Origin of the sequence: Granulicatella sp. WM01, from assembly GCF_004570605.1 — a bacterium.
Lineage (GTDB): Bacteria > Bacillota > Bacilli > Lactobacillales > Aerococcaceae > WM01.
In genome coordinates this window covers 1-9544 of the sequence record NZ_SPPB01000065.1, presented here as the reverse complement: position 1 = coordinate 9544, position 9544 = coordinate 1, and the positions used below count along the sequence as shown (strand labels likewise).

The 9544-nt window shown below is 31.6% G+C and carries 9 protein-coding genes and 1 pseudogene; 2 read left to right on the top strand and 8 right to left on the bottom strand.

Annotated elements, in window-relative coordinates:
* Positions 1-184: pseudogene (locus E4T68_RS09610) on the top strand (IS30 family transposase); the annotation flags it as partial.
* Positions 185-812: 628 nt separating this feature from the next.
* Here the strand turns inward: E4T68_RS09610 and E4T68_RS07665 are convergent.
* The 8 genes from E4T68_RS07665 to E4T68_RS07630 form a co-directional block, all read right to left on the bottom strand.
* Positions 813-968, bottom strand: coding sequence for a PhoU domain-containing protein (locus E4T68_RS07665; RefSeq protein ID WP_228099281.1), 156 nt, complete (start codon positions 966-968; stop codon positions 813-815).
* A 456-nt stretch (positions 969-1424) separates the two neighbouring features.
* A complete protein-coding gene (abc-f, locus tag E4T68_RS07660) occupies positions 1425-2999 on the bottom strand; it encodes a ribosomal protection-like ABC-F family protein (RefSeq protein WP_135125712.1) in 1575 nt (524 codons plus the stop codon).
* 582 nt (positions 3000-3581) lie between these two features.
* Entirely contained in the window at positions 3582-3749 is a 168-nt protein-coding gene (locus E4T68_RS09345) for a hypothetical protein (RefSeq protein WP_167753863.1), read from the bottom strand.
* A 640-nt stretch (positions 3750-4389) separates the two neighbouring features.
* Positions 4390-5064, bottom strand: coding sequence for a phosphate signaling complex protein PhoU (phoU, locus tag E4T68_RS07650; protein WP_135125710.1), 675 nt, complete (start codon positions 5062-5064; stop codon positions 4390-4392).
* A gap of 9 nt (positions 5065-5073) precedes the next feature.
* Positions 5074-5826, bottom strand: coding sequence for a phosphate ABC transporter ATP-binding protein PstB (pstB, locus tag E4T68_RS07645; RefSeq protein ID WP_135125708.1), 753 nt, complete (start codon positions 5824-5826; stop codon positions 5074-5076).
* Positions 5827-6006: 180 nt separating this feature from the next.
* Positions 6007-6822: a phosphate ABC transporter permease PstA gene (gene pstA / locus E4T68_RS07640; protein WP_135125706.1), complete on the bottom strand. Its 816-nt coding sequence runs from the start codon at positions 6820-6822 to the stop codon at positions 6007-6009.
* Positions 6822-7679: a phosphate ABC transporter permease subunit PstC gene (gene pstC, locus E4T68_RS07635; RefSeq protein WP_135125704.1), complete on the bottom strand. Its 858-nt coding sequence runs from the start codon at positions 7677-7679 to the stop codon at positions 6822-6824. The genes pstA and pstC overlap by 1 nt, the downstream gene beginning before the upstream one ends.
* An 11-nt stretch (positions 7680-7690) precedes the next feature.
* A complete protein-coding gene (locus tag E4T68_RS07630; protein WP_135125702.1) occupies positions 7691-8605 on the bottom strand; it encodes a substrate-binding domain-containing protein in 915 nt (304 codons plus the stop codon).
* Between the two features lie 506 nt (positions 8606-9111).
* Here E4T68_RS07630 and rpmB point away from each other — a divergent pair.
* Entirely contained in the window at positions 9112-9300 is a 189-nt protein-coding gene (gene rpmB / locus E4T68_RS07625; protein ID WP_135125700.1) for a 50S ribosomal protein L28, read from the top strand.
* Positions 9301-9544 lie beyond the last annotated feature (244 nt).

Sequence of the window (9544 nt, the reverse complement as noted above, 5' to 3'; positions counted from 1 at the left end):
ACGAGGGACTAATGAAAATCACAATGGTTTAATTCGAGAATTTTTACCGAAGGGAAAATCATTTAATTTAGTACCTATTCAAATGATAACAACTATACAAAATGCGTTAAATAATAGACCTAGACGTCTACTAGACTATGATACACCTCATACTATGTTTAATCGTTTGTGTGCAACGACATAAACTATAACAGAATAGGTGTAACCGTAAAGGCTCGCTACGCTAATACCTTGACCGTTACACCTATTCCATTACAAAACAACTATGTCGCACACAGACATAGACTGTGACTTTAGTATTTTTCATGTACTGTTGCACTTGGCTTTACAATTCGAGTGAAAAAACATTCTAAAATATAACTATCTATGAATATGTACATAAACATATACATTTTAAAACTCTTTAAGTTACAGGTTAAATAATCATATAATGGCTTTCACCCGTCCAATAAATTTATTTTTATAAAAATTTACGCAAGTTACAATACATATTGAATAATCAATATAAACAACTGATATCATCTTAGAGTGAAATTTAATCTATACACCACTAGAATTACTCTTACTCGTAACACAAAACCATAAAAAACGCCCACTCATAAATATGAATGGACGTTTTTTGGTATATTTGCACTCTCCCCAAGAGTACGCTGACGGAGTTTACTATACACTCCAACTATCTGAATGCACTGTATATCTCCCATACGATATATCCCTTGGCTATTTCCTATATTATGTTTTGTTCTATTAACAAATTTTCCGTATATATACGACACATATTATCAACTTATCCAGTACTATTAGATAATTTATTAAGTTGGATTACACATATCTTCTAACTCTACTAATTCACCCGTTTGGATATAGACAACATGTTCGCAAATATTTGTCACGTAATCAGCAATACGTTCTAAATGGCTTGCCATTGAAATATATTCTGCTCCATTTGAAACATCGCAAATTGTCAAATAAAATATTAATTTTTTTACTTTTTAATACCTTTTTGATGATTTATTTTTCTTCTGTACTTAATTCTAATGTCACAATCCTGTTATACATCTATTACTGTAGTGATTTAAACTTTTCTTCTAGACAATATGACAAACACACTAAAAAAGATAAATCCGAAAGCTTTTGGAGTATCAAACACCGTATGAAGTATTCATAAAATTATTTCATAAGGAAAGACAAGAAAAAGCACAAATTAACATTTGACAACGAGCCTTTTTCGGCATAGCTTAGTCAGTCCTGAAAAGGCAAGCGAGAACCAGCCAGTCGGCTAGATTACCATGACTCAGCTCATTGTTAAGTATTGACACCAATAGACATGGTACTTTAGTCATAGAAAAAATTAGTTACTATAGGTAGACAACTTAAACTTGAAATTTACAATAATTTAGTTTTCCAAAAACAAGACCAGCATTCTAAATATTATCCAACTCTTTTTTTAATTTTAGCAAATAGTTGTATTTTTCTTCCAATTCTTCCGAAAAGTTCATACTTAATTGACTAAGTATTTTAGTGATTTCCATATCAATGAGTAATTTTTTTGTTGAAAAACTATTCTTTGAATTTTCTTGGTGTGATCTATTGAACGCATTAATATCTCCATCAAAAATAGTAATCTTCTTATTGTCAATAGCAATAACTTTAGATACTGTTTTTTCCAATAAACGTTGATCATGTGAAATTAAAATCACTGTCCCACAATAATTAATTAACAAATCTTCTAACGCTTCAATTGTATAAACATCCAAATGATTAGTTGGTTCATCCAAAATTAACGTATTAAAATCTCCAACCAACAATTTTGCTAAGGCAACTTTAACTTTCTCACCTCCACTCAATATTTTAACTCTTTTTACTAAATCCTCCTTCTTAAAACCAAAATGGTCAAGAATTATTCTCACTTGAACTTCTGATTGAACAGTCCCCTCATTTACATTTTCTAAAATTGTTTTTTTTTCATTAAGTATTTCTAAATTTTGATCAAAATATCCAATTTTTGTGTATGAAGAAACATATATAGATTCATCTTTATTGGCAATTATTCTCTTTACTAAAGTTGTTTTTCCACTGCCATTATCCCCTATTACCCCAATCTTATCTCCAAGTCTAACAATAAATGTAGTGGGTTCCCATAGTACCTTATCTCCGACGCGACCTATTAATTTCTCTATTTTTATAATAGGTTTATTTATATATTTTTTAACAAACGGAACGTCAATAGTTATTTTTCTATCTTCAACGGGTTTTTCTACCACTTCCAATTGATCTAGTCGAGAATCTAATGCCTTCATGCTATGAAATAAACTTTTTTGAACTTTTCCATAATGAGGTTTAGCCCCCTTTGCATTAATTTCAGAAAAAGACTTATTTTTAGGAAATTTACTCACTTTATTCGCTTGTTGTCTCTTATTTAAAATAGCTAATTCTAAATGTTTTTTATTTTTTTTGTAATCTTCATAAGCCTTATTATGCGTACGCTTTTCTATTTTCTTTTGTTCTAAATAATCAGAATAATTCCCTGGATATTGCTGAATTTTACCATTATCTAATTCCCAAATCATATCACATAACTCATCTAAAAAATAACGGTTATGCGAAACAATAATCATCCCTCCATCGTAGCGTTTAAGTTGTTTTTGTAACCAAATAATATGTTTTTGATCTAAATTATTTGTTGGTTCATCTAACATTAAAAGCTTAGGAGACTGAGACAAAATGTCTATAAGATACTTTTGCGTAATCTCACCACCACTTAACTGAAAGCTGCTTGGTTTAAATTGAGGTAACAATGAATACATACCAAAAATTTTAAATAAGCTAATCTCAGCCTCAATTTTATGATTCAAAATAGATAAAAATAGACTTTTCCCACAACCATTTTTCCCAACTAAACCTATTCGTTGCCCATTTTCAATATTTAGATTTTCAATATTTAATATCTCTCGTATACCTACAGAGAATTTTAATTGTTTAATTTCTAAAACACTCATATCTTTTCCTCCCTTGTAAGACCATAAGAATATTTTATATATATTATGGGAACAAACGACAATAATAAAATAATTGCCATAAAAGAGCCCTAGGAATTATCCTACTGGCTCTATACCAAATTATTGAATTTCGCCATTATCCTTATCTTTAGGACCTAAAACTGGCCAAGTTCTACATTTCAGTGTAGAAGATGAATTTGGAAAACCTAACTCTTTTAGACTATCATCTTTAAGCTCCTATATATCTAAATTCTCTAAATCTCCAACTACACTCACAATTAATGCTTTATCCAACATTCTAAACACCCCTCCCTTATTTATAATAATATATCATATAAGAATCTCCTTGCCAACCGAAAGCCCTTTCGTTCATAAATAATTATAATCTACGATAATTTCACTTATTCTTTTCAAATGTTCTTTATGCTCATCAAAACTTAAAAACGGAGACAGCCTATTCTATATAAATAATGGTTTCCAAAAATCTATCTATAAATTCTAAACAACTTCCTAAAGCTGGTTGATAATTTCTTTCAATGTTTTAAAAGCTATGTTTGTTATTAAAATCAAATTCTATGCACTTTATCCAAACTTATTAAAATTCGCAAACAAATGAACGTCTAATAATGTCATTAAATAGTCTATTCTTACTTGTGTCTGACTATCTCCATCGTCAACTTTTTGTAAAATTTCTAAGATTTCAACCAAACTTAAATCCCACCACAGTTGTAACTTCTGCCCAAAAATCACACCTGTTTTCTGTACATTTTGACATCTATTGGAACAAGCAGGCTTCCCAAATAAAAATGCTTCTCATTGAGTTTCCTTCAATAAACTTATCATCATTTTAATCAGTTCAGACTTACCTACATCATTTAATCCTACTAAACTGACATAATCTCCTTTTTTAATGATCAAATTAATGTCAGTCAGAATGTATACTTTTTCTCTTGGAATTTTCTTTAAAAATTACCACTACGCTCTAGTATTATTTATTTTTGACCAATAGTGTTGGCTACGCTCTTTCAACTCTATTATATTCATTGTTACCTCACCTTTTTTCCGTACTCTTCTCAAATGTTAGTATGACAAAAATTTTATTTTAATATGACAACTGTTTTGCTGTATAAATTTATTTTTCTAATTATATACCTTTATACCTTTTGCGAGTGATAACATTATTTTATAAAATGATATATACTAGTTGGATTACCATTTTTTAAAAGTATATCTACATAAAAGTTTTACACATCATCTCTAAAAATCTGTAAGTCAATATTAACAAAAGACTTGAAACCTTGCTATCGTTTCAAGTCTCTACATAATCTCTATATTTATTAGCAATTTCTTCAAAAATACATTACCATTATCCCATTTCCAAAACAGTCATTCATTGTGCTGTATCACACATATCTTCTAACTCTACTAATTCACCCGTTTGGATATAGACAACATGTTCGCAAATATTTGTCACGTAATCAGCAATACGTTCTAAATGGCTTGCCATTGAAATATACTCTGCTCCATTTGAAACATACTTAGCATCAGTTTTCATCATATCACGACAGTATTGCCCAATTTTTTTTAAATCTGCATCAACCTTGGAATCCATTAGAGCAATTTCTTTAGCTTTATCTTCGTCTTTAGCTAAGTACGCTGTCCGTGCAAATTTTGCCATATCAATGACACGCTGAGACATCTCTACCAGGTAAGGCAATACCCCCTCAAAACTAGCATGTTTAGTAGTACGAATAACGCCTTTAGCAATAGAGCGTGCATGATCTCCCATTCTCTCTAAATCTGAACTCACTTTCATAAACGAAACGATAACTCTCAAATCTTTGACAACTGGCTGTTGTAGAGCAATTAGGCGTGTACAATTAGCAGCAATATCAATCTCTTGTTGATTAATAACTTTATCATATTCAATAATATTTGTGGCAAGCACAATGTTTTGTGTTGTTAAAGCGATAATAGATTGCTCAAGCGATGTTACAACTGCTCTAAACATATTTTCAAATTGTTGTGTTAAATCATATAATTCTTTATCAAAATGTGCTCTCATATTGCCCCCTTAACCAAATCTTCCTGAAATATAATCGGCTGTTTTTTCATGCTTAGGATTAGTAAATAGTTTGTCTGTGTCGTCAAACTCTACCACTTCTCCATGTAAGAAAAACGCCGTTTTATCTGAAATACGTGCCGCTTGTTGCATATTATGTGTCACAATTATAATAGTATATTGATCTTTTAATTGTTGCACCAATTCTTCAATTTTTAATGTTGAAATAGGATCTAAGGCACTCGTTGGTTCGTCCATTAATAATACATCCGGATTAACAGCTAATGCTCTAGCAATACACAAGCGTTGCTGTTGTCCTCCAGATACTCTTAAAGCATTCTTTTTTAAGTCATCTTTTACTTCGTCCCAAATGGCAGCTTGTTTCAAACTTTTTTCAACAATCTCATCTAGTGTTTTTCTATCTCTGATACCATGTGTTCTTGGACCATACGTAATATTATCATAAATTGACATCGGAAACGGATTAGGTTGTTGAAAAACCATTCCGACACGTTTTCTCAAATGATTGGCATCATAATCTTTTTGATAAAAATTTTCTCCTTCAAATAATAATTCTCCGTCAATTCTACAATTTTCTACTAAATCATTCATACGATTTAAAGACTTCAGTAATGTTGACTTTCCACACCCTGAAGGTCCAATAAAAGCTGTTACTTGATGTTTAGGAATATCCAAGTTGATTTTTTTCAACGCTTGAAAATCGCCATAAAATAAATCCATATTTTTTATCGAAAATTCATTCATCTCTTTCACTCTTTCTGTTTTCCATTTTACAAAACATCTTTGTATTTCATTATTGACACATAAACTCTTGTATTCAGTCACTCACTTGATTGTACTTTTATCAATTTAAAGCATAATAAATCTAACGAATGATAGATGCTTTCAATACTTTATATGCACAATAATGATACATATACCTTCTTAACGATTTTTACTTGTTAAAACATTAGACAATTTGACCGATAATGTATTAATGATTAACACAATAATCATCAATACTACACCAGTTGCATACGCCTCTTTTACGTGTAAACTTTCCGTGGATAATAAATACATATGCAATGCTAATGTTCGTCCAGAAGAAAATAAACCTGTTACCATATTAGTAGATGTTCCTAACGTATACATTAACGCTGCCGTTTCACCAACAATACGTCCAGTAGACAAGATAACTCCAGATAGAATCCCAGGCATAGCCACAGGTAGAACGATTTTAAAAATTGTGCGTAGTTTCCCTGCTCCTAAACCATAACTTGCAAAACGAAGTGAATCATTAACAGCAATTAATGCCTCCTCTGTTGCACGAATAATAACTGGTAAAACCATAATAACTGATGTTAACACACCGGCAATTAGTGAATACTGAAAGCCTAAAAAATTAACGAAAAACAACATGCCAAATAATCCATAAACAATAGATGGAATACCTGATAACGTATCTGCTGCCACTCGAATAATGTTGACAATTTTTGATCCCTTTTTAGCGTATTCAACCAAATAAAAACCAGTAAATACACCAATTGGTGTTGCAATTAATATAGCAACAAAAACTAATAGTAGCGTTGTAATTAACGACGGCATTAGTGACACATTCTCACTTGTATACTCCCACGAAAACAGAGACGGAGATAAACTGCTAATCCCATTAAAGAAGATAAATCCAATAATGAAAAAAAGTAGTCCGAATGTAAGAGCTGCCGAACCCCAAATCATGCTTTTCACGATTTTAGAATACATTACGCACTCCTCCTCTTCATATAAGTAAAGATTCCATTAATCAGTAAAATGAAAATAAATAAGACAACTGCCGTGGCAATTAAAGACTCACGATGTTCATCAGCAGCATATGCCATCTCTAAAACAATATTTGTTGTCATAGTTCTAACACCTTTAGTTAATGCACGTGGCATAATTGCTTGATTTCCAGCTACTAAAATGACTGCCATTGTTTCACCAATCGCGCGTCCAACTCCTAAAATAATTGACGAGAATACACCTGATTTAGCCGCAGGCAACATCACTTTCATCACACTACGTTCATGACTAGCACCTAAACCAATACTCCCATTATAGTAAGTTTGTGGAACAGCACGAAACGCTGTTTCTGATAATGTAATAATAGTTGGTAAAATCATAATACCTAACAAAAGAGAAGCTGTTAGTAAACTCATTCCATTCCCACCAAATTGGCGAACAAAAGGCACCAAGATTTGTAGCCCAAAAAATCCATAAACAATAGATGGAATAGCTGCCATTAAACTAACAGCAGGTTTTAAATATCTATATAACCATTTTGGACAAAAGAATACTAAATATAAAGATGTTAATACTCCAATTGGTACACCAACTATAATAGCGCCTAACGTCACTGAAAAAGACCCTGCAATCATTGGAAGAATGCCATAACTGGCTGGAACATTGGTCGGAGACCAATCTGTTCCAAATAAAAACTCAGCTATGCCATGTTTAAAAATAAATGGTAATCCATTCGTAAACATGAATAAACAAATGACCACGATGGCTAAAACCGACATTAAAGCACTAAAGAAAAATGTCCACTGCATGACTTTTTCAGTTTTATTTTTCGATTTCATAGACTACCTCGTTATTTTGATAATTGACTCCATTCTGTTAATTGACCAGTATAAATGCGTTTAACTTGCTCTAATGTTAATGTATCTGTTGAATTTTCTTTATTAACAATAATCGCAATACCGTCTAAAGCAATCGCTTTATGTTCAACTGCTGCAGCTTCTTTTTCTTTTAATTCACGAGAAGCCATTCCAATGTCTGCTGTTTTTTCCATAACGGCACTCATTCCAGCAGAAGATCCATTTGATGTAATATCAACTGTCACATTTGGATTTAATTTTTTATATCCCTCTACTAATTTTTCCATCAATGGTGTAACAGATGTTGAGCCTACAACAGATAAAGAGCCCGTTTTTCCACTTGCTTTATATTCTTTTGGATCTTTAACATGAGAAACATATTTACTTTTTGTGACGATTTCTTGCCCTTGTTTAGAGTCAATAAATGTGATAAAATCTTGTCCTAGTTCTGATAAATCTTTTTGCCAAGCAATATTAAATGGACGTTGCAATTTGTATGTTCCATTTACTACATTCTCTGCATTCGCTTGAACACCATCAATTTTAACAGCTTTAACATTATCCCCTAGTGAACCTAAAGAAATATAACCAATTGCTGTCTTATCTCCTGTTACGGCTGATACAACACCTTCTGTATTATTTTGGATTGTTGCTGTTTTAGTTGTATTATCTTTTTCTTTGCCATCTACTTTAGTTGTTACACCTGCAATTTCAATGAACGCACCTCTTGTACCTGATCCATCTTCTCTTGAAATAACATTAATTTCACCTAAGTCAACAACTTGTTGCGTTGTTTTCCCAGTATCTGAACTTGATGAGCTTGTAGAAGTTGATCCATTATTTCCACAAGCTGCTAAAGCACCACCTATTGATACCAATGCCAACATTTTTACAAAACTTTTTCTCATGTGAGAACACTCCATTTCTTTTATAAATTACTCTTTTATTTTACGTTTACTTTGTAAAGATTTCCTACAATGTTTCGTAAAGACTTTGTAAAGTATTTATGTCATTCTCCTCTAAAAGTAATGTATTCTAAAAAGAGCAAGCCAAAAAGAATACACATGAAAAAATTAACTCACTATTTAACATTTGCTAAAAAAAATATAAATACTCCCCCTACATTTCGATCTATTTATGAACAACTGTACAAGATAGAATAGGAACAGCGCTAAACTCGTTTCTTTTGTATCACTTATATTAAATGTGGTGTAATACACATCAAAATGAATAAAAAACGGCTCATTTTAGGCATATATAGCTCTTACAATAATAAGATACGTCAATATCTTATATTTTTTTACAGAAACTAAAAGAATTATTTGCAATTTTATGGTGAATATGCTAAATTATTATGGTATGTGAGAGTCAGCGATGACATTCTTCACAGGGAAATCGTAAAGGAGGTTATACAATGGCTAAACAATGTTTTATAACAGGACGTAAAAGTTCATCCGGTAACACTCGCTCTCATGCTATGAACGCATCTCGTCGTACATGGAAAGCTAACTTACAAAAAGTACGCATTTTAGTGGACGGTAAACCAAAAAAAGTTTGGGTTTCAGCTCGTGCATTAAAATCTGGTAAAGTTGAACGTGTTTAATACCCTAAAGACTGAACATATCAGTCATCACTTTAAATGTGACATAACAGAGAAAAAACATGGAAACAACATTCTTTGAATGCTTGCTCCCATGTTTTTTGTTGTTCCTAAAATTCTAGGGTGTACAATAAATCGTGTTGGTGAACAAAAAAGTTCGCCAACACGATTATTTTTTTATAGAAAAAAGTGAAGCAAACCAGTAAACTATAAGTTGAGAGAAAATAGTAAAGAGGTGCTTCACATG

What these genes read in the sequence shown, in the direction of transcription:
- abc-f (WP_135125712.1), bottom strand. Translation starts at nt 2,999, where the DNA reads ATGAGTGTTTTAGAAATTAAACAATTAAAATTCTCTGTAGGTATACGA.
- phoU (WP_135125710.1), bottom strand. Translation starts at nt 5,064, where the DNA reads ATGAGAGCACATTTTGATAAAGAATTATATGATTTAACACAACAATTT.
- pstB (WP_135125708.1), bottom strand. Translation starts at nt 5,826, where the DNA reads ATGAATGAATTTTCGATAAAAAATATGGATTTATTTTATGGCGATTTT.
- pstA (WP_135125706.1), bottom strand. Translation starts at nt 6,822, where the DNA reads ATGTATTCTAAAATCGTGAAAAGCATGATTTGGGGTTCGGCAGCTCTT.
- pstC (WP_135125704.1), bottom strand. Translation starts at nt 7,679, where the DNA reads ATGAAATCGAAAAATAAAACTGAAAAAGTCATGCAGTGGACATTTTTC.
- E4T68_RS07630 (WP_135125702.1), bottom strand. Translation starts at nt 8,605, where the DNA reads ATGAGAAAAAGTTTTGTAAAAATGTTGGCATTGGTATCAATAGGTGGT.
- rpmB (WP_135125700.1), top strand. Translation starts at nt 9,112, where the DNA reads ATGGCTAAACAATGTTTTATAACAGGACGTAAAAGTTCATCCGGTAAC.